Source organism: Microbacterium sp. B35-04, from assembly GCF_010634885.1.
Taxonomy (GTDB): Bacteria; Actinomycetota; Actinomycetes; order Actinomycetales; family Microbacteriaceae; genus Microbacterium.
Genome location: NZ_MWLP01000177.1, coordinates 1 through 583 on the forward strand (window position 1 = coordinate 1; position 583 = coordinate 583).

1 protein-coding gene and 1 pseudogene are annotated in these 583 nt (G+C 70.5%); both read right to left on the reverse strand.

The annotated features are described in order from the left end of the window. Positions 1 to 243: pseudogene (locus B1729_RS20365) on the reverse strand (acyl-CoA synthetase); the annotation flags it as partial. A gap of 103 nt (positions 244 to 346) precedes the next feature. Beyond that, on the reverse strand, positions 347 to 583 hold a 237-nt coding region (locus B1729_RS20370; RefSeq protein ID WP_239539734.1), incomplete at its 5' end, for an enoyl-CoA hydratase-related protein.

Here is a 583-nt window from a genome sequence, read left to right on the forward strand (position 1 = left end):
GTCGCCGATGCGGTCGGCGGTCGCCAGTGCGCTCGCGGTGAGGGCGTCGCGACTGAGCACGACGCTCTTCGGGATGCCGGTGGACCCTGAGGTCGTCACGACCACCGCAGTGCCGGGTCGAACCTCGGCGGGCAGTCCTTCCACGAGCCCGAGGCTGAGCGCCGGACCCGCGCCGTGCAGCGCCCCGCGCAGAGCTCGGAGGATCTCGCGCGGATCGTCGCCGACGACGGGCTCGAGTTTCATCGGTCTGCACAACTCCACGGATCAGGGTTCGCCTGGGCCCACGTGGGGCCGAGCGGGGCGCGGTGCAATGAGATGCGTGGAGTTCTGCAGATCGCGATCAGCATCAGAAGTGCCAGGGGTAGGGCGACCAATCGGGGGCGCGCTTCTCGAGGAAGGCGTCGCGGCCCTCGACGGCCTCGTCGGTGCCGTAGGCCAGGCGGGTCGCCTCGCCGGCGAACACCTGCTGGCCGACCATCCCGTCGTCGACCGCGTTGAACGCGAACTTCAGCATGCGGACGGCAGTCGGCGACTTGGTGAGGATGGTCCGCGCCATGGCGAGAGCCTCGCGCTCGAGCTCGGC